Source organism: Synechococcus sp. CS-603 (genome assembly GCF_977929215.1).
Genome location: NZ_OZ376778.1, coordinates 1883443 through 1902310 on the forward strand (window position 1 = coordinate 1883443; position 18868 = coordinate 1902310).

The 18868-nt window shown below is 62.8% G+C and carries 17 protein-coding genes; 12 read left to right on the forward strand and 5 right to left on the reverse strand.

Translation table 11 applies throughout. The features are described from left to right. Positions 1-31: 31 nt before the first annotated feature. The 5 genes from ACXMDM_RS09890 (at position 32) to ACXMDM_RS09910 (ending at position 4620) form a co-directional block, all read left to right on the forward strand. Positions 32-949 carry an NAD(P)H-dependent glycerol-3-phosphate dehydrogenase gene (locus ACXMDM_RS09890; protein WP_259723092.1) on the forward strand — a complete coding sequence of 306 codons (918 nt, stop codon included), beginning with the start codon at positions 32-34 and terminating at the stop codon, positions 947-949. Next, positions 946-1941: a PhzF family phenazine biosynthesis protein gene (locus tag ACXMDM_RS09895; RefSeq protein WP_259723091.1), complete on the forward strand. Its 996-nt coding sequence runs from the start codon at positions 946-948 to the stop codon at positions 1939-1941. Before ACXMDM_RS09890 ends, ACXMDM_RS09895 begins: the two co-directional genes overlap by 4 nt. Continuing rightward, on the forward strand, positions 1923-2915 hold the full coding sequence (locus ACXMDM_RS09900; protein ID WP_499569523.1) for a SpoIID/LytB domain-containing protein: 993 nt from the start codon (positions 1923-1925) through the stop codon (positions 2913-2915). Before ACXMDM_RS09895 ends, ACXMDM_RS09900 begins: the two co-directional genes overlap by 19 nt. Next, entirely contained in the window at positions 2902-3735 is an 834-nt protein-coding gene (locus tag ACXMDM_RS09905) for an ATP adenylyltransferase family protein (RefSeq protein WP_259723089.1), read from the forward strand. Before ACXMDM_RS09900 ends, ACXMDM_RS09905 begins: the two co-directional genes overlap by 14 nt. A gap of 90 nt (positions 3736-3825) precedes the next feature. Next, positions 3826-4620 carry a sigma-70 family RNA polymerase sigma factor gene (locus tag ACXMDM_RS09910; RefSeq protein ID WP_259734943.1) on the forward strand — a complete coding sequence of 265 codons (795 nt, stop codon included), beginning with the start codon at positions 3826-3828 and terminating at the stop codon, positions 4618-4620. Here ACXMDM_RS09910 and ACXMDM_RS09915 read toward each other — a convergent pair. After that, the gene (locus ACXMDM_RS09915; RefSeq protein WP_071801599.1) at positions 4568-4762 is read right to left on the reverse strand and encodes a sigma factor SigF; all 195 of its coding nucleotides are present in this window, start codon (positions 4760-4762) and stop codon (positions 4568-4570) included. The two genes, ACXMDM_RS09910 and ACXMDM_RS09915, sit on opposite strands and share 53 nt — an antisense overlap. A gap of 285 nt (positions 4763-5047) precedes the next feature. Here ACXMDM_RS09915 and ACXMDM_RS09920 point away from each other — a divergent pair, with 285 nt between their 5' ends. Then, on the forward strand, positions 5048-6664 hold the full coding sequence (locus ACXMDM_RS09920; RefSeq protein WP_083544681.1) for a DUF3370 family protein: 1617 nt from the start codon (positions 5048-5050) through the stop codon (positions 6662-6664). Here the strand turns inward: ACXMDM_RS09920 and ACXMDM_RS09925 are convergent. Next, positions 6661-6939, reverse strand: coding sequence for a hypothetical protein (locus tag ACXMDM_RS09925; RefSeq protein WP_259734944.1), 279 nt, complete (start codon positions 6937-6939; stop codon positions 6661-6663). The two genes, ACXMDM_RS09920 and ACXMDM_RS09925, sit on opposite strands and share 4 nt — an antisense overlap. Positions 6940-7167: 228 nt before the next feature. Here ACXMDM_RS09925 and ACXMDM_RS09930 point away from each other — a divergent pair, with 228 nt between their 5' ends. Continuing rightward, positions 7168-7740, forward strand: a complete 573-nt coding sequence (locus tag ACXMDM_RS09930) for a J domain-containing protein (protein WP_233830788.1) — start codon at positions 7168-7170, stop codon at positions 7738-7740. 386 nt (positions 7741-8126) lie between these two features. Here the strand turns inward: ACXMDM_RS09930 and ACXMDM_RS09935 are convergent, their stop codons facing one another. Beyond that, positions 8127-9677, reverse strand: a complete 1551-nt coding sequence (locus tag ACXMDM_RS09935; protein ID WP_071801601.1) for a Ppx/GppA phosphatase family protein — start codon at positions 9675-9677, stop codon at positions 8127-8129. 130 nt (positions 9678-9807) lie between these two features. Between ACXMDM_RS09935 and ACXMDM_RS09940 the strand changes: the two genes are divergently transcribed. Beyond that, a protein-coding gene (locus ACXMDM_RS09940) for an IS3 family transposase (protein WP_120352794.1) occupies positions 9808-10919 on the forward strand; the annotation gives its coding sequence in 2 pieces (ribosomal slippage) (positions 9808-10066 and positions 10066-10919; 1113 coding nt in all). Positions 10920-11737: 818 nt separating this feature from the next. On the opposite strand, the gene ACXMDM_RS09945 is transcribed toward ACXMDM_RS09940, so the two are convergent. Further along, positions 11738-12232, reverse strand: coding sequence for an allophycocyanin subunit alpha-B (locus tag ACXMDM_RS09945; protein ID WP_071801603.1), 495 nt, complete (start codon positions 12230-12232; stop codon positions 11738-11740). 163 nt (positions 12233-12395) lie between these two features. On the opposite strand from ACXMDM_RS09945, the gene rlmD reads away from it, so the two are divergent. Then, the gene (gene rlmD, locus ACXMDM_RS09950; RefSeq protein WP_233830791.1) at positions 12396-13775 is read left to right on the forward strand and encodes a 23S rRNA (uracil(1939)-C(5))-methyltransferase RlmD; all 1380 of its coding nucleotides are present in this window, start codon (positions 12396-12398) and stop codon (positions 13773-13775) included. Here rlmD and pheT read toward each other — a convergent pair. Then, positions 13765-16224, reverse strand: a complete 2460-nt coding sequence (gene pheT, locus ACXMDM_RS09955; RefSeq protein WP_071801605.1) for a phenylalanine--tRNA ligase subunit beta — start codon at positions 16222-16224, stop codon at positions 13765-13767. The genes rlmD and pheT overlap by 11 nt on opposite strands. Before the next feature lie 110 nt (positions 16225-16334). Here pheT and rpmG point away from each other — a divergent pair, with 110 nt between their 5' ends. From rpmG to ACXMDM_RS09970, 3 genes are all read left to right on the forward strand, one after another. Continuing rightward, entirely contained in the window at positions 16335-16529 is a 195-nt protein-coding gene (rpmG, locus tag ACXMDM_RS09960) for a 50S ribosomal protein L33 (protein WP_071801606.1), read from the forward strand. An 89-nt stretch (positions 16530-16618) separates the two neighbouring features. Continuing rightward, a complete protein-coding gene (gene rpsR / locus ACXMDM_RS09965; RefSeq protein ID WP_071802293.1) occupies positions 16619-16840 on the forward strand; it encodes a 30S ribosomal protein S18 in 222 nt (73 codons plus the stop codon). Between the two features lie 8 nt (positions 16841-16848). Continuing rightward, entirely contained in the window at positions 16849-18867 is a 2019-nt protein-coding gene (locus tag ACXMDM_RS09970; RefSeq protein WP_311134029.1) for a ribonuclease catalytic domain-containing protein, read from the forward strand. The last annotated feature ends 1 nt before the right edge of the window (position 18868 follow it).

Below are 18868 nucleotides of genomic sequence, written 5' to 3' on the forward strand. Positions count from 1 at the left end.
TTCCCGCTCTTGGATGTCGCATGATGGCGGGATGGCGATGCAGATCGGCGTTCTGGGACAGGGTGCGTGGGGCCGAACCCTGTCCGGTTTGTTCGAGCAACAGGGCCATCGGGTACAGCGCTGGTCCCGCACGCATCGAACTGACCCGGCCAGCCTGTTGCGGGGCCAGAACCTGATCATCTGCACCGTGGCCATGGCCGGTGTTCCCTCGCTGGCCCGCCAGCTGGCGCCGGTCTGGCCGGTTGGCCTGCCCATATTGAGTGGCACCAAGGGCATCGACCTGGAGCAACAACTCACCGCCTCCCAGGTCTGGCAGCAGTGCCTGCCGAGCTTGCGCTGTGTGGTGCTGAGCGGACCGAATCTGGCCACCGAGCTGGAGCAAGGCCTACCGGCCGCCAGCGTTTTGGCTTCCTCCGATGCCGCCCTTGCCGCTGAACTCCAGCGGGAGCTCAGCAGTGATTCGTTTCGCCTTTACACCAACAGCGATCCGGTTGGCACCGAGCTGGCCGGAGCCCTCAAGAACGTGATGGCGGTGGCGGCCGGAATCTGCGATGGGCTCGACCTGGGCACCAACGCCAAGGCCTCCTTGCTCACCCGGGGGCTGGCCGAGATGGGCCGCCTGCTGGTGGCCATGGGTGGTGCCCCCGCCACCCTCTACGGATTGGCTGGGTTGGGCGATCTCCTGGCCACAGCCAACAGTTCCCTGAGCCGCAACTACCGCTTCGGGCGCCTGATGGCCCAAGGCTCGAGCGCAGCAGAGGCCAGGGAAACCCTCCAGGCCACCGTGGAGGGGCCGATGACTGCCAAAGCGGCCATGGTGCTGGCCCGCCAGCATGATTTGAGTCTGCCGATCTGTGAACAGGTGGTGGCCTTCGTCGAGGGGCTATCCACGGCCGATCAGGTGCTCAGAATCCTGATGGAGCGAGAGCTCGGCCAGGAGAAGCGATGAGAGGCCTTCCAGGCGGGGCCACTCCGCCGGCCGTGCTGATCAACGCGTTCGCCGAAACCCTGGAGCAGGGGAATGGGGCGGCGGTGGTTCTGCTCGACAAACCGGCCTCTGCGGCTTGGATGCAGTCGGTGGCCTCCTGTTTCAGGCAATCAGAAACGGCCTTCCTGCTTCCCATGGCCGCCCTGGAGATCGCTGGCCCGGTCCAGGACCCTGGGCCACACCCTGACCTGGCGGCGTGGGCCCTGCGCTGGTTCACGCCGAGCTGTGAGGTGCCGCTCTGCGGCCATGCCACCCTCGCCGCCACCTTGGCGTTGGCCCACTGGAAGCGATTGGCTCGGGGATCGGCCAGCTGTTTTCAGACCCGCAGTGGCGGCCTGGCGGTGCGTTGCCACTCCGATCACCCCGAGGGCAAGGGCCTGACCAGCCGATCCAATGCTGGTTCCGCCGATCTGGTCTTGCCTGCATCGCCCCTGGAGCCCTGCCCCTTGCCCCAGGATCTCTCTGCATTTCTCGGGGTTTCCCTGCAGGCCAGCTGGCGGTCCGACCTCGGCTATTGGGTCGCCCTGCTGGCTGAAACCGCCGACCTCGCGAGCTTGGATGGCCAGGCCTTTGCGCTGGCTCTGGCCGGTGAGCTGCGCGCAGGCCTTGTATTGATGCAAGGCTCCCCGGACGGCGGAGGACGGCCCCTGGTGATGGGGAAGCCGGCCGACTACCAGCTCCGCTTCTTTGCGCCTGGCCTGGGTATCGCCGAGGATCCGGTCACTGGCTCAGCCCATGCCCTGGTGGCCCCGTGGTGGTGCGCCCAACGGCAATGCCACCAGGTGGTGGGCTGGCAGGCGTCCAGCCAGGGGGGCGGAATGCTCTGCGAACGGCTGTCTTCAGGCATGATCCAGTTGACAGGCTCGGGGCGATTGGTTTGGGATGGCGTCCTGACAACTGGCTGCGCCGCTGGCGAGATCGCCGAATGGCGGCGGTGCCTTCCAGGCAGCTGAAGCGATTTTTACTGGGCGCTCCCCTCGGCGTGTGTGCCATTGGTGTGGGCGTCCTGGCCCAATCGTTCCGCCCTGCCCCACCAACGCCCGACGACCGCGTCCTTGATGCGCTGCTGCCGGCCGTAACCGAACCTGCCAAAGATCAGGCCGTCGAAGAGCGCCGCCTCGAAGCCATCGAGGCCCGCCGCGCCGAGCCGGCTCCTTCCGCTCCCGGGCTGCAGGATGGTGTAGCAACCCTGGTGGAGCCTGCCCCCGGTCAGTCCGTTGCCTTGGAGATCCGCGTGGCGCTGCTGCGGCAGGCCGGCCAGCCCAGTCTCACGGCCACCGGTCCTTGGACGCTGCGCAGTAGTGAAGGAGACGTTCTGCTCCAGGGAGCCGCCCAGACGCCGGTGGCACTCGCGGCCCTGCCGGCGGTGGCCAACGGCCTCTGGCTCTCCACCTCCGCTGGCTCTGCCCTGCTGGTCAACGGCCAGGCCTACGAGGGCCGGATTCGCTTGCTGCGAACCGGCAGTGGCCTGACTCCGGTGAACCATCTGCCTTTGGAGCGCTATTTGATGTCGGTGGTAGGAGCGGAAATGCCCAGCTCCTGGTCGATCCAGGCCCTCAAGGCCCAGGCGGTGGCCGCCCGCTCCTATGCCCTGGCGCATATGGCCAGACCCGCCGACCCCCACTGGCACCTGGGGGACACCACCCGCTGGCAGGCCTACCGGGGCTTGGCTTCGGTCACGGACCGCACCGCCGAAGCAGTCAGGCGCACCGATGGACTCATCCTCAGCTACCAAGGCGGAATTGTTGAAAGCCTCTACGCGGCCAACAGCCAGATCACCGTGGAGGCCCATGGTCATCTGGGCGCCAGCATGAGCCAGGAAGGCGCGCAAGAACTGGCCCTCAGTGGCCTGACCTACAACCAGATTCTCGGCCGTTACTACCAGGGAGCCTCCCTGGCCAGGCTGCAGATCGGTGCCAAGAACTGAGCGCCTCTGGCAGGCGGCCCTGGAGCGCAGCGACCAGGCCTGCCGCCAGGGCAGCTTGGTTCCCCTGATCACCCGCCTGGTCAGCCCAGAGGGCTGGGCTCCGTTTCAGTTGCGTCGCCTCTGCTCCGCCACGCCGAAACACCTCAGGGCGGCAGGTCCCCGGGCCAATCCCTTCCTGCCCTGGGACCCCCCGCTGGAAGTGGAGCGCCTGGGCGAAAGCCATGTGCTCCTCCTGAACAAGTATCCGGTCCAGGCGGGACACGTGCTGCTGATCACCCAGAGGTGGGCTGCGCAGAACGGCTGGCTGGAGGCGGCCGACTGGCGGTCTGTGCTGGCCGTGGATCAAGACACCACCGGGCTGTGGTTCTTCAACAGTTCTGCCCAGGCTGGAGCCAGCCAACCCCACCGCCACCTTCAGCTGTTGCCCCGCCACAGGGGGGAGCCTTCCTGCCCGCTGGAACCTGCCCTTCGCGCCCAGCTTCGCGGTGATGCGGCGCCCTGGCCCTGGCTGTATCAGCTCAGGGCCAGGGCAGCGGGGGAGACCGCCTCTGACCTGGCGACCCACTACCGCGAAGGGGCGATCGCCCTGGGCCTGGGGGATCCCGCCGCCGCCGGAACCCCTCCGCCCCCCTACAACCTGCTGTTCTGCCGTGAGTGGTTCCTGATGATTCGGCGGCGCCAGGAGCATGTGGCCGGCTTCAGCATCAATGCGCTCGGCTTTGCCGGTTATCTGTTGTTGACCGAGCACTCCAATCTGGACTGGTTGAAGGCCCATGGACCCTGGGCCCTGCTTGAAGCGGTGGCCACCAAGGTTCCGTGATTTCACGGTTGCCAGATCGAAGCGACGGGGATCTTTGTGGAAAAGGAAGCGGCGTCCAGCGCCCTCCCCAGTTCCCATCCCATTGATCGATTGCTCCGCTCCCTTATGTCCCACCCCATCGCTGTGGATTTCGGCAAGACCGACTCGGTCGCTGCCGAGAAGCTCAACCAACGCAATCGCCGCGTGGCCAGCTATCGCGAGTTGGTCCGGCCCATTGCCCTTCACTACAGCGCTCTGAGCCCCGAGTGCGCCGACGACCTTATCCAGGTTGGCCTGCTTGGTTTGATCCGGGCCGCTGAGCTTTTTCTACCCAGCCTGGGGACGCCGTTTTCAGCCTTTGCCCGGCAGCACATCCGCGGTGCCATCCTTCATTACTTGCGAGATCAGGCGGCGCCGATCCGGTTACCCAGGCGCCAGCAGGAACTCGAAGACCGCTTGCGCCAACTGAAGCGGACCTGGCCCATGCAGGCCGGCCGCGAACCCAACGCCACGGAGATCTGCGCCGCCTTGGGCTTGGGCCTGACCCAGTGGCAACGGTTTGAGCAGCTTCGCGGCCTGGCCAGACCGGTGTCTCTTGATCTCCACGGGATTGAGTTGGCCGCTCCAGACCAGCCCGCAAGCGCTGGCTCAGGGGCTGAGGAAGGAAGGGCCATGGCGGTTCTCGAGGGGCTCGATCCCGGCCTGCAAGCGGTGGTCAGGCGGGTGGTCCTGGAGGGCTGCAGTCTCCGGCAGGCCGCCAAAGCGATGAATGTCAGTCCGATGACCGTTCACCGCCGCCTGCGCACGGCTCTCGTCGAGCTCAGGAGCCGACTGAAGGAATCAAGCCAGGATCTTAGTTCTGAGTTGAGGGTCCATCCCGGTGCATCTGTTGCTCCAGCGTGTTGATGGCCGCGCTGACAGCCGCCAACTGCCGTTCCACACCGTCGCGCCAGAAGGTGAGCATGCGCAGCTTGCGCTCCTGGTAGGCACGGCGACTGGCCTCGGGGTCACTGTTGCTGCCGGAGCAACAGCCGAAGGAGGGGAACATGGAAAAATGGTTCAGGACCAGACGGTTCTAGCGACCGTTCAGCGGTTGCGGTGAAGGCTTGAATCGACCTGTGCCATTATCAACCGCTAGTGAGATCCCCTGTCTGCGCGCAGCCAGATCAGTACAGCCGGATCGATCAGCACAGAACCAGTCTTTCGGTTGTTGGATCGCTTGAATTTCAGAAACGACTTTGCCGTCTCCAGGGGATGCGTTCTTTCCCTCACCGTGGCCCTCTCCGGCGCCGCCGTTCTTCAGGTCGCTCCGGCCCAGGCCTATGTCTCGCTGATGGCGGGCCAGTCTGCCCGCCCCCTCAATGGCACCTTCAACAAGGTGCCCGTGCTCCACTCCAATCAGCCGGAGGAGGTGTTCGGACCCGGCATCTTGATCAACACCGCACCGGGTTCCGCCTGGGCCCGGGAGACCGGCCAACGGCTCGACAATGCCACCTTCACCTTCAACGGTGAATTTGGCCTGCATGCCCATCACAAGTATTTCCCTGAAGATGCCAGCCGCCTGGGCGGACGCTATGTGCGCGGCAAGCTGACGATTGCCACCATCGTGATCAATCCGGGGGCGAAGCCTGTCGCCCTGGAGTTCGACCGTGGTGCTGTTCGCAACAGTTTCGAGGCTCCCTATTTAGGCAACCACCTGATGGGAGTGAAGCCGTTGGGGCCGCGGCCCTGGAACACCGGACCGGGTGATGCCACAGCCGTGATCATGCTGCGCAATCAACTGGATTCGAAGATGCCTGCAAGCTTCGTGATCCCTCCCAAGAGCCGGGCCGTTCTCTTCCACACCCGGCTGCCGGCCCGTGGCATTGCCAACGGCCTGTTGCGGGGGCGCAGCGACGGACCGTTCCAGATGGCGGTCATCGCTGCGGAGGATCCCAAGACCGATGCCGACCTGATTGCCGTCCTTGATCAGGGTGTGCTTGCTCCAGGCCGCACCTATCTAGATATGTTGCCCAAAATCAATGATGGCAGGGTGTTCTCCCGGGTCGGTGGTGTGGCCCTCGGTGATGCCTATGAGGCCCGTCTCAGCCACGATCTCAGCAGCGGTCCACTGCATGTGCCGCTCACCAGCACCCCTCGCCACAATTTCGGAACCCGTGACGTCCAGGTGAATCAGCTGGCCAGCCGCATGCTGGATTCGGCTCTCGACAACATCGGCACCTACGGCGTGCGTTTTGATGTCAATCTCGATCTCAAAGGCAGCGGGCCCTACGAGTTGGTTCTCAGCCATCCGACAGCTCCTGGCAAGCAATTCACCGCCTTTCGCGGTTCGATCGGCATCGAAACCAGCGAGGGCTACCGCGAAGTTCACGTGGGCATGCAATCCGGGGAAAGCCTTTCCCTGGGTTCACTCAACATCTCCCCCGGGGTGAACAATCCGCTGAGGGTGAGCCTGGTTTATCCGGCTGATGCCACGCCTGGCCACTTACTCAGTGTTGTTCCGGCCTCTCAGCTCGCCCAGCTGCGTCAGCGCGAGCGCCAGGTGGAGGTTGCCCGCGCCGAAGCGGCAGCAGCAGCAGCGAGAAAAAGGACAGCTCCTCCAGCTCCCCCGGCCGTGGCCGGCACCGCCAGACCGCCTGTCGTGGCCCCTGCCCCCGCACCCGCGCCGGCGGCCAACAGGCCAGTCAGGCCAGCCACACCCAGGGTCAATCCCTCCCCGGCAACTCCCAGGCCTCCCCTCCTGCCTCTGGGCCGTCCGGCCGTGATCCCCGCCTGGATGCAGCCCTTACCACCCTTACCCTTGCCCCGGCTGAACCGTGGCCTGCCTCAAACAACTCCAGGCCTCCCAGGCAACCGGGACACTCCCCAGGTCACCCAGTCGTTGCTGGATCGCTATCAGCAGGCCGCCACTGCCCAGCAGGATTTTCTCAACCAGATGATGGAGCGCTAGATCTGCGCCGCCGGTGAGCAGAGGTAGGAGCAGTCGTGGCTGAAGCTGAACGACCGATACGAAAGCGCTTCAGCCTCGATCTGCCATTGGATCGTCTTGCGCAGTTTGATCAGCTCTGCAGCGAGTGGGGGTATCGCAAACGGGGCGATGCACTGGAGCGACTTCTCAACCATCTGTTCAGCAGTGAGGAAGATCTCGAGACTGAAGACGACAACCAAGAAGCGCTCGTCTTGCATGAGAATGGTTCTCTCGTGCTCCTGGCCAACAGTCACCAAGCCGAACTGGTGTTCGACTTCGAAGCGGCTAGCACTCCGCTAGGTGCTGAGGGCTTGCTAGCTCCGGAGACCACGCGAGCCGCTGATCCGCAGCCTCCTGCAGGATCACGGGGCAGAGGCTCAGGAATCGATCTGCCCGGATTTGTCAAGCAGAAATCCGACCGCTTGCGGCAGAGCCTGCATCCCCGAGCGACAGGGTCGGTGCGGAGCCAGGAACCGCTGCCGCCGTTGGCCCCGATCGATCTGGATCAAGCCTTGCTGGCTACAAGGGAGCATTGGCTCAGTCTTTATGGCACCGAGGCCAATGCGGCGGTGCTGGAGGCCTCCATGATCTGGCTGGCCCAGGAGATCTGGCCCCAGTCCGACCAATCCGATGGCCGCCCGTTCACCTGGTCGTTGGCTGAGCAGTGGATTCTCGGTGTCATTCCCGCCTGGCCTGCAGGGCCGGCCAGTTTCGATCGGGTGATGGTGGCTGCCGGATTGCTGGAGGATCCCTTCAGCACCGAAACCCTGACGCTGCGGATCCCCACCTTGATCCGTCGTTTTGTGCACCGCTTCCGCCGCCGGCATCGCGGCACCTCCTTCCAGACCCTGGAGCACACCATGACGCTGCAGGGGGCCCTGCGTCAGCTGAACCTGCCCACCCAGACCGGGCATCGCCTCAGTCTCAATCAGATCAGAGAGGCTTACCGCGAGCAGGCCTTGAATCACCATCCCGACGCCGGCGGCAGCGCCGATGCGATGCGCCGCCTTAACGAGGCCTACCAGTTGCTGAAGGAGCTCTATCGCGCTAAGGCCTGAGTGCCTCATGGTTCGCATCTTGGTCTTATGTCTAGTCTTGACCTGAGTCTTGGTTGAGTTCGGTGATCTAGCGATTGGGCCCTTGCGTTCTTATTCGCTCTCGCCCTGGCCTGCAGCCTTCAACTAGCTGGTTTCAGGTTGCAGGCCTTCGCCAAGTTTCGGGTTTTGGTCATTGGGTGAGGTGGATGGCTTTTGGTTGCTGGTCCCTGGTTTCTGCCCAGCGGATTTGCTGTCCAATCCGGTCGTTGGCCACTGTCCAGTACTAACGAGCCCTTCCCTAAACCTTTGCCAGGACTGGATTGCCTGTTCTTGCGTACCTGCTTAAAAAGCAGGTACGCAAGCTGATGAGCGCCTTCGCCGTGCTCTCTTTATGGTCCAGCACGCGATCAGGACGAGGGGAAACAGGGAAGTTGGTGAAACTCAATGTTGCGATCGAGGGCTTTGGCCAGCACCTGGCGATCGCGCCGGGCGGCCCAAAGTTCCAGATCAAGGTTGCCAGTGCCTAAGACTCCGATCTTCATCGTGTTTTCTGATAGCTGACAAGACAAGGACTGAACGCGCCCGGTCTTGGTTTTGTCCAGACTGATTGCGACTCGAAGTAGACCTGAGAGAACTCGAATCATCTGGCGATGTGCTTTTGACAACTTCTTGAAGCGTTTATGCCGTTTGGTTGGAGCCGCTTTGCAGTGGTAACGCATCAAAATGGCGATCAATGACGTTTCTTCATCGGTAAAGCCCCGTGGAATTGTCCGCTTAATAATATCTCGCGAGTTTTTGTGGTGTTTCCGGAAAGATATGTACATGCCGATATCATGAAGTAGGGCGGAAAATCGCAGCAGATTGCGCTCGAATAGGGTGTAGGAATGAAGCTTTTGGGTTTGGTCGAAAAGCTGTAATGCCAAGCTGGAAACGTGTTCATTTCTCTGCCAATCGGAATCATATTTCAGGGCCAGTTGAGCCACCTTCCGATCGCGTAGATTCGTATAAGCCGGAAAGGATGTGACCCTGTGCGTGTGTTGCTCAAGATAGTTTAAAATCATTCCCTCACGCAGAGACGCATCGCAAAGGGTGATTTCTTGGGCGCCAACCATGTTCAACAACTGCATGAGTAAGACGCCGCCCAGTTGGATAGCATCGGCTCGTTTCTCGCTAATTCCATCGAACTTGGCGCGATCTGCTGCTTTGATTTTCAGCAATTCATGCGTCAGGCGTTCGATGTCTTTGAGTTGAACTGTTTCGGCATTCACCGATTGCCAAGAATCGCCGCCGGCCAGAAGATTGGCTGCCTCTCCTAGCGTACGAATGGAGCCCGAGGTACCAATCACCCGGTCGAAACCGATGACTCGAATCTGGTCGATTGTCTGCTGGGCCAAAGCCTGGATGTGTGCTTCAAGAAGGTGGCAAGCCTCACTACCTACGGGACCTTGATCTTCAAACATATCGAGTAGGCGAAGCACTCCCAACTGCAGGCTCTTGCTGAAAAGCAGGTTTTGCCGATCACCAATCACAGCTTCCGTGCTGCCGCCACCGATATCAAAGATGAGGGCTTTATCCACGCCAAGTGCGATTGAATTACGAACGGCCAAGAGAATCAGACGGGCTTCCTCTTTGCCGGAAATCATCCGGGGAGTCAGCCCACTGCGGCTCTCCACATCGCTTAAAAAGGCTTCACCATTCTGCGCTTCGCGTATGGCGCTGGTTGCGGCGGTTATCACCTGATCAACGCCAACCTGTTCAGCGAACCGCACATAGCGCTTGATCACGTCTAAGCCAGTTTCAAAGGCGCGATCGCCGATTTGCCTGGTTGCGAAAACCCCACTCCCCAGCTTGACCATCTCTTTTTCGCGCTCAATCACTTTGAAATTCCGCTCGGCGATCGCCTCCACGATGATCATGTGAATGGAGTTCGTCCCAATATCGATCGCGGCGAGTTTCATCGATCAGCCAGACGTCAGTTTCGATCATCATGACGTCATTTTCGTTTGATGGAGCTGACGTGGACCCTAAAAACTGAACCAGTCCTTATGAGAGCTTCCCTATTGGCCAGACTTGGCCAGGAGAAGCCCAATGAAACGCAAGCGCCACAACCCAGAGCAGATCATCCGCAAGCTTCGGCAGGCCGAGCAGCTGCTCAACCAAGGTCAGACTGTCGCCGATGTCTGTCGGGCCTTGGAGGTCTCGGCTCCCACGTACCACCGCTGGCAGCAGCTCTACGGAGGAATGAAATCCAGCGAGGCCAAGAGACTCAAGGAGCTGGAGCACGAGAATACTCAGCTCAAACGATTGTTGGCCAACGCAGAGCTCGACAAGGCCATGTTCAAGGAGCTTGCCGAGGGAAACTTCTAAGCCCGGAACGACGCCGCAGAGCCGTTGTGGTTCTGCAGGATCGATTCCGGGTTTCGCAGCGGCGCGCCTGCCGTCTGACAGGACAGAACCGCACCACCCAACGCCGACCAGCACGCGTTGTTGATCTTGAGGAGCACAAGCTTCGGCAGAGCATCCTGGCGTTGGCACGTCGCCATGTGCGCTGGGGACGGCGCTTGGTCTATCGGCGCCTGCTCCTGGATGGCTGGAGCGTGAACCACAAGCGGGTGCAACGGATCTGGCGGGAGGAAGGGTTACAGCGGCCTCTGCCCCGCAAGAGGAAGCGCTCGAGAGCGGCAAACGGATCGAGAGAGCTTCTGAGGGCCGAGTACCCACATCACGTATGGGCGATTGATTTCCAGTTTGATCAGACTATGAATGGCAGAAATCTCAAGTTCTTGAATGTCGTGGAAGAATTCAGTCGCGTCTGTCTGGCCATTCGGGTGGGCCGGCGCTGCAAGGCTGTGGATGTGATCGACACGATTGAGGAGCTACTCAAACAGCATCCAGCACCCACCCACTTGAGGATGGACAATGGACCAGAGTTTATTGCCCATGCCCTGCAGGAATGGTGCACAGGAAGTGGCACTGGCGTCGCCTATATCCCACCAGGATCACCCTGGGAGAATCCATTCGTTGAATCCTTCAATGGCAGGCTCAGGGATGAATTCCTAAATATTGAACTCTTCTCATCGGTCAATGAAGCCAAGATCTTGGCGGAAAGGCACAGAATGGAGTACAACACATACAGACCGCATTCGGCTCTCCAAGGGCGTACGCCCTTGGAAGTCCTCCAGCAATGGAGAGCGGCATGACAACCCCACCAGCTCTCACTGGAACTGGACCACTGATGGGGGTCACGTCAGAGCCGCTCGGTGATGACCGCAGTCATCGCCAACCGTCGCTTGCAGCTGGATTGAGCTTGGACTTGATGCACCCCTCATTGTGTCGATGCCAAGTTGGGCTCTCTCGCGGCCCGCTCTTGTTCTGGCGGCATCGCGGCGGATTCACTTTGGCAGCGAAAATTCGGGTCGTACTGCTGGTGGCTTGATTGGAACTGTCTGCTTCAGGCTCCTGTGAGTCTCATCCAAGTCCTGTTCTCGGTCTTGAAATGAGTCTTAAGCTACTCTAAGGTGTCTCATACAATTCTCTTGAAGAGTCTTCTTGCTTGACTCATCTACGTCAGTTGAGTCATCGCGCTTGCATGGTTTTGCTGGTTCACGTGATCCTCAGCGCGTGTGTTATTGGCTGCGTTCTTCCGTCGCAAGCCCGCTGAAGTGAATGTATCAGACATCCCAATCAGGACTTATGGCTAGTCCCATTCAAAGACCATTTCTAGAGTGAAGGCTTTGACGCGACTGTTCTGCGCTATCGCTTGTCTCGCAGAAGAGTTGCGCTTGTCTCGAATGAGAAGTGAAATGGGTCCAATACTGAATCCAGAGCTGGATTCGCGAGTAAGTTCGTCCAGTCCGCAGCGGCCTGGGGCCCTGTTCCGCTCCCCTATTGGGCAAAGACCCTCTTGAGGGCAGACCCTTTTGGGCGCCACAAAACGCCTGCCTGCGCGAAGAACCTCGGCAGGTAGCCGTCACCCCTGAGCAAAGGGTGCTGACGGGGCGGAGTTCCAGCTGGAGTTTTAGACCGAGGTCTGCATTCCCTGGATCAGGAAGTCGAAATAGGGCGCGGCAACGGCGGCGTCTTCAGTGCCGAGCAGCACCAGGGAAGCGGCTTTCAGGCTGCGCATCCCCTGCACCATGCCCGCCATCGGAACGCCCAGGCTGTTGTACATCTCCCTGGCACCGACCAGACCGATCTCCTGGATTTTTTCAGTGCTGCCGGCCATCACGCCATAGGTGACCAGGCGCAGGTACCAACTGAAATCACGCAGGCACTGGGCCCGCTGCCGCTGACCGTAGGCATTGCCACCTTGGGCGACGTAGTCGGGCTTGAGTTCGAACAGCTGTCTGGCCGATTCACTGACAATTTTTTTCTCGTTTTCGCTCAGCACCCGGGCAATCCTGATGCGCTGGTTACCGCCCGAGAGGAACTGCGCCATCGAACGCAACTCACCGCCGCTTGGATAGCGGAGCTGATCATCGGCTTGCAGGATCAGATCCCGGACAACGCTCATTCACTCGACCACGCGCCCAGGCATCCTATCGACCCTTTGGCCCAGGGGAGCCCCAAGGGAGCCATGTGTAATGCCCCTTTGCATCTAGGGTCAAAGTTCGTTTCTGCTGGGCCGAACCCGGTGCTGGGGTCTTGCTGATGGGGTGCTGTTAATGGTCTCTAGCTTGCCGGCAACAGGCATCGAACTGGAGCTGTGCATCCACGGCCTCAACCACGAGGGACAGGGTGTGGCCCGTACGGCTGATTCCGCAGAAGGTGAGTCTGGTCTGGTGGTTTTCGTGCCCAATGCCCTCCCTGGCGAGAACGTGCGCGTGCGTGTTCAGCACCGGGCCCAGCGCCATCTGGTGGCCGAGCTGATCACACGCCACAACGATTCTGCCGATCGCCGCAAACCGCCCTGCATCCTCGCTAACGACTGTGGTGGCTGCAGTGTTCAGCACCTTGAAGACCAGGCCCAGGCGCTCTGGAAGCAGACGTTGGTCCAGGAAACCCTGCGCCGCATTGGCGGGCTGAGCATCGAAAGCGAGCCGATCATTCCGGCCCAGGCTCCCACCGATTACAGGAACCGGGCGGTGATTCCCCTCGAGCGCACCCCTGAGGGGCGCTTGCGAGCTGGCTTTTACCGCAGTGGCAGCCACCGGATCGTGAACATGAACCGCTGTCCGGTGCTCGATCCCCGCCTGGATCGCCTGATCGCTCCGCTCAAACACGATCTGGAGGTCAGTGACTGGCCGGTGGACGTGAACCTCAGTGAAGGCGGTGGGCTGCGCCATCTGGCCCTGCGGCTGGGCCATCACACCGGCGACGTGCTCCTCACCCTGATCAGCAGCCATGACGACCTCCCCGATCTGGCGATCCAGGCCGCGATCTGGATGGAGCGCTGGCCTGAGCTGGTCGGGGTGTGCCTCAACCTCCAGCCCCGGCCCAACAACACCCTGATGGGCCCGACCACCCGCTGCATCGCCGGTCGTCCCTGGTTGATCGAGCGTTTCGCCGGCCTTCAATATCAGATCGGTCCCGATACTTTTTTCCAGGTCAACACCGCCCAGGCAGAGCAACTGCTGCCCTTGCTGTTGCAGGCCCTGCAGCCCTCGCCTGATCGCAGAATTGTCGATGCTTACTGCGGCATCGGCACCTTCACCCTGCCGCTGGCGGCTGCCGGCGCCCAGGTCCTGGGCCTTGAACAACAGGCCGGCAGTGTGGAGCAGGCCCGCATCAATGCCGCCCTCAACGGCTTGAACAACGTCGAACTGGAGGTCGCCGATGTGGCGATTGGCCTGCCCGAAGCCCTGCGCCACGCCGATGCCCTGCTGCTCGACCCGCCCCGCAAGGGCCTGCCGCACAAGGTCTGCGAGGCCATCGTGGCTGACCCTCCCGCTCGGGTGGCTTACCTCAGCTGTAACCCGGCCAGCCTGGCGCGGGATCTGGCCAGGCTGAGTGCCGATGGCCGCCTGGTCGTGCGCAGCATCCAACCGCTCGACTTCTTCCCCCAGACCAGCCATGTCGAGGCGTTGGCCGTGCTTGAGCGGGTGATCAGCTCCTGAGCTGGGCGCCGAACTGCTTGGCCAGGGCGTCACGAATCGCGCTGTGGCTCGGCTCCACATCGGCTTCAGTCAGGCTGCGTCGGGGATCGCGGTAGCGCAGGCGGAAAGCCTGGCTGACGGCTCCGGCGCCGACCTGATCACCGGCATAGCGGTCGATCAACTCAGCGGACTCGAGCATCGGTTGACCAGCTTTGCGAATCGCAGCCAGCAGTTCGCCTGCTGTGACCGTGGCTGGCACTACGAGCGCCAGATCTCTCTCCGAGGCCGGCACGGTCGCGTAGGGGGCATAGCTGGGCTGCCAGCGGTTGCGCCGTGTGGCCGCCGTGAGCAAGGGGGCGAGAGCCAGCTGAAACAGATAGGTGGCTTCTGGCAGGTCGAGGCTTTCGGCCCGAGCGGGATGGAGTTGGCCGAACCAGCCGGCCACCTGGCCCTCGACCACTAACTCGGCGGCCCGGCCGGGATGCAGCAGTAACGGGTCACCGAGATGGCGATCGACGCAAGGAATGGCCAGGCTGGTCAGCGCCTGTTGCAAGATCCCGCGCGCCTGGAAATAATCGGGGTGGCTGGGCTTACCGCCATTGCTCCAGAGCTCACTGCGCCGCTCAGCGCAGATAATTCCGGCGAGTTCGAGATGCTCCCTGGGAACCTCGTTCCCATCGGCGGGAGGGCGGAACACGGTGCCGATTTCGAAGCCCCAGAAACCGGCTCGCGACGCCTGCAGATTGCGGCGAGCCGCCTGCAGCATCTCTTCGATCAGGTTGTCGCGCAGGTGGCTGTAATTGGCGAGCAAGGGGTTGGCCAGGGGCACCCGCAGCGCCGTGCCGAGGCTGGATTCCGCCGGCACCAGGGAAAGGGCGCAGAGTTCCTGCAAGCCAGCTGAACAGAGGGCCTGACGCAGCCGTCGCTCCGCCCGTTGGACTGGCTCCAGGCCCCCTGGGCAGATCGGATCAGGCAAGTGGCTGGCGAACTGGTCGTAGCCGACCAGGCGGGCCACCTCTTCGATCAGATCGACTTCCCGTTGCAGGTCCATCGCCCGCGATGGGGGCACCGTCACGGTCCAGCCCCCGTCACCCGCTTCGAGCCGGCAGCCGAGGGCTTCGAGGGTGCCGGTGATCCGTTGATCGTCCAGATCCACTTCGGCGCCGTCCACCAGCACCGGACCGAGCAGCTGATGCAGGGCGTTGCGGCGCAGTTCCAGGGGCGGCGGCGGCGGGCCAGGTCGTTGATGCAGCCAGCGTTCGCCCACCTGGGCGCCAGCGATCTCCTGCAGGAGCGCGACGGCTCGATCCGCTGCCGCCAGGGTCACCTGCCGCGGCAGGCCCTTTTCAAAGCGCAGGCTGGCGTCTGTGCGTAATCCGACGCTGCGGGCGCTGCGTCGCACCGCCTGGGGCGCGAAGACGGCGGCCTCCAGCCAGAGGTTGGTGGTGGCCGGCTGTACGCAGCTGTTCGCCCCGCCGATCAGCCCGGCCAGGGCCACAGGTGTGCCGGCATAGGTCACCACCAGGGCCTCGCTGCTGAGGCGATGCTCCAAGCCATCGAGGCTGGTGAAGGCTTCATCGCTGCGCGCCTGGCGCAGGCCAATCCGCTGCGCCGTTGCCTCGCCGCCGCCAAGCCCGGCCAGGCGGTCGGAATCAAAGGCGTGGAGGGGTTGGCCGGTTTCGAGCATCACCAGGTTGGTGACATCGACAACGTTGTTGATCGGCCGCAGGCCGGCATGCTCCAGGCGTTGCTGCAGCCACTTGGGGGAGGCCGCCACAGTCACCCTGTTGAGGGCGGTGAGGCTGAACAGGCCACCGGCTTCGATCGCCTGCTGATCGGCGGCGGCCACCGCCAGAGGTTGCGCCTCGATCGCCCGTGCGGGGACGCTGGACTGCAGGGGGGCTCCGGTCAGGGCGGCGACCTCCCGGGCAATGCCCAGCATCGACAGACCATCGGGGCGGTTGGCGGTGATGGACAGCTCCAGCACCTGGTCGTCGAGGCCCAGGCTGGGCCCGACGGGGCTGCCGAGCGCTGGCACCGTTTCCAGCAGCGCATCGAGCACGGCAATGCCGCTGGAGTCGTCAGCCAGGCCCAGCTCCTTGAGGGAACAGATCATGCCGCTGCTGGCCACGCCCCTGAGCTCAGCAGGCTTGATCGTCAGGGCGACGGCCTGCAGGTGGGCACCCACGAGGGCGACCGGCACCTTCTGGCCAGCCTGCACATTGGCAGCGCCGCAAACAATCTGAAGCGGGCTTTCTGCGCCGACGTCAACGCGGCAGACATTGAGCTTGTCGGCGTTGGGGTGGGGAGTCTTCTCCAGCACCTGACCCACCACCACGCCTGCGGCGCTGGCGGCGAGATCCTCGATCTGCTCGACTTCGAAACCGGCGATCGAGAGCCGATCGGCAAGCTCCGTCACCGGTCCATCCCAGGCCACGAGTTCCCGCAGCCATTGGAGCGAGACCCGCATCCGCCTTGAACCATCAAAGACTTGCCAATCTTAAGGAGAGGGGGTGGGGGGCTCTGCAGGTAAGATCAGATGTTGTCAGTTCGCATCGCACAAGCGGCGCACGTCCTTACATGGCTAAAAACAAGGGCGTCCGGCTCGTGATCACTCTTGAGTGCACGGAATGCCGGTCCAATCCCGCCAAGCGGTCTCCCGGGGTGTCTCGTTACACCTCCCAGAAGAACCGCCGTAACACCACCGAACGGCTTGAGTTGAAGAAGTTCTGCACTCACTGCAACAAAAGCACGATCCACAAAGAGATCAAGTGAGCTCGGCGCTGAAGTGATTGATCGATCGTTCGTTCAATCTCCAGTGCTCTGCCAGTCAACCTTTCTTCCACCCTGCCTGTTTCGATTTCATGGCCAGTTCTTTTTTCAAAAAGCGTCTTTCACCGATCAAGCCCGGTGATCCGATCGACTACAAAGACGTCGATCTTCTCAAGAAATTCATCACTGAGCGTGGCAAAATCCTGCCCCGCCGCCTCACAGGTCTTACGGCCAAGCAGCAGCGTGATCTCACCAACTCGGTGAAGCGCGCTCGCATCCTGGCCCTGCTCCCCTTTGTGAATCCTGAAGGCTGAGTAGCGCCTTGGCCCTGCAAACGGGGGATTTGGTTGGCCTGATCGGTCCGAAGGGACCGGAACTGGCTGTGTTGGTGGCGCTCAACGGCTCCAAGGCCAGCCTCTGCGTTGGCTGGTCGGGGCGCTCTCAGCAGCTCCCGCTGCGTCAGCTTGATCCAATCGCTTCTTCCCCTGACAGCCAGGCGAAGGCTGGCCGGATCGACCGAGCTCCTTGGCAGCTTTCGGAACCTGCCCTTCTCGCCCTCGATCCCGGCCCCAAGGATCTGGCGGCCGCTTGGATGTTACTTGGCGATCAGGCCTGCACGCTCGAGGATTTTGTGGAGCTGGTGGCCAGCGCCGATACCCCGGCGGCTCGCGCGGCCTGTTGGTTGGCCTTGCAACAGGGCAACCAGCTCTTTTTCCGTTGGCGCAACGCTGAGATCCAGCCCCGCTCGCTCAAGGATCTGAGGCAGTTGCGGCGCGAGCGGCGCCTTGCTCGCCTCGCCGACCAACGCCGCGACGCCTGGTTCGAGCTGCTGCGTCAGCGCCTTCCAATTGAGCCGGCAGCTCTGGCGGCCCCGCAGCGCGATGAGCTTGAGCTCCTGCTTTCGCTCGCTGCGGGCTCCAGCGATGTCAGCTTGTCCCCGGAGCTGCGCCGTGGCTTGCAGCAGGCCGGTTGCGCGGCGGAACCCGGTCCGATCCGCCATCTGTTGGTGGATCTGGGCCAATGGGAGCCCCATGGCCTCCCCTCGATGCGCCGCAGTGTCTGGGAGCGGGGCTTCAGTGCCGAACTGCTCGAGGAGGCCGGCCGGCTCATGGCCAGCGCCGACCAGGAGACCGCCAGCGACCAAGGCCGCTGTGATCTCACCGGCCTGCGCACCTACAGCCTCGATGACGCCGAAACCGAGGAGATTGACGACGCCCTTTCCCTCGAAACCCTCCCAGATGGCCGCTGCCGGATCTGGGTCCATATCGCTGATCCGGGCCGGCTGGTGCCGGCCGGTTCACCCCTGGATCTTGAGGCGCGGCAACGGGCCTCCAGCCTCTACCTAGCGGCGCAGGTTGTGCCGATGTTCCCCTTCGCGCTGGCCTCAGGGCCGTTCAGCCTGCGCCAGGGTCAGCGCTGCCCTGCCTGGAGCACGTCGATCGAACTGGCCGCCGATGGCGCTGTCGCGAACTATGCGATCAAGCGCAGCTGGGTGCGCCCCACCTACCGGCTCACCTACAGCGATGGTGATGACCTGATCGAGCTGGCCCCACCCCAGGACGCCGACCTGGCCCAGTTGCATCTGCTGTTGCAGCAGCGCCGGCAGTGGCGACTGCAGCAGGGAGCCCTGCAGATGGAGCAGCCGGAGGGGCGGATCCGCACCGACGGCCAGCGGGCGGAGCTGGAGATCACCGAACCGACAGCGGCGCGGGCCCTGGTGGCCGAAGCCATGATCCTCAACGGAGCTGTGCTGGCCGAACACGGCGCCAGGCAGGGCCTGGCTTTGCCCTATCGCGGCCAGCCCGCTGCTGAGTTGCCAGCGGAGGCCGAGCTGCTGGCGCTACCTCCGGGGCCCGTGCGTCATGCAGCCCTGCGCCGCTGCCTGGCGCGCGGCAGCAGTGGCGTTCGCCCCTCAGCGCACTTCAGCCTTGGCCTGCCGGCCTATGTCCAGGCCACCTCTCCGATCCGCCGCTACGGTGATCTGGTGGTCCAGCGCCAGCTGGCGGCCCTTGCTTCAGGAGAGGAGCCGCTGGGCGAAGACGCCCTGGCTGAGGTGCTCAACGAGCTTGATCCGGTGTTGCGTGAGGGCATCCAGATCAGCCGCGAAGATCAGCGCCACTGGCAGCAGGTTTGGTTCGAGCAGCATCGCAGCGAGCATTGGCAAGGGTTGTTTCTGCGCTGGCTCCGCCCCCAGGACCGGCTCGGTTTGGTCCATCTCGAGGCGCTGGCCATGGATCAGGCGATGCGCTGCCCGGACTCTGCTGCCCCCGGTGATGGCTTCACTGTCACGGTGCAGCAGGTGGATTCTCTCTCTGACCTGCTCCGACTGGAAGCGCGCTGAG